Genomic DNA, 448 nt, shown 5'->3' on the forward strand with positions numbered 1-448 from the left:
AAATACTCACAAATAGCCGTCGCTGTTTGTAAAGCTTTCATCCTGATCAAAGGAGGCTGATCTCCGGTGGAACATACTAATACTGACTTAGCCATGCCCGCTGGGCCAAGGCTATTTTCAATAAATTCTTTAACCTCTCTGCCACGTTCTCCAATAAGAGCCATTACGTTAACATCAGCTTCACTATTTCTGGCAATCATGCCAAGCATCGTACTTTTACCTACACCACTACCGGCAAATAATCCCATACGCTGGCCTGCACCAAATGTCAATATGGAATCAATAGCCCTTACTCCGGTGGAAAATTTATTCTTAATAATAGGACGATTAAATGCATCAGGAGGATTTCCTTCAACTGAAATAAACTTGGCATTAGTTGTATCCAAAGGCTGGCCATCCAACGGTTCACCTAGGGGACTTATTAATCTGCCTAATAAAAAATCACCAA

1 pseudogene (cut by both window edges) is annotated in these 448 nt (G+C 41.5%); it reads right to left on the reverse strand.

What is annotated here, in order from left to right:
• Positions 1 to 448: pseudogene (locus tag A2255_04110) on the reverse strand (hypothetical protein) (it extends past both window edges: 541 nt to the left, 274 nt to the right).

This window comes from Candidatus Melainabacteria bacterium RIFOXYA2_FULL_32_9 (assembly GCA_001784615.1).
In the GTDB taxonomy this organism is placed as follows: Bacteria; Cyanobacteriota; Vampirovibrionia; order Gastranaerophilales; family UBA9579; genus UBA9579.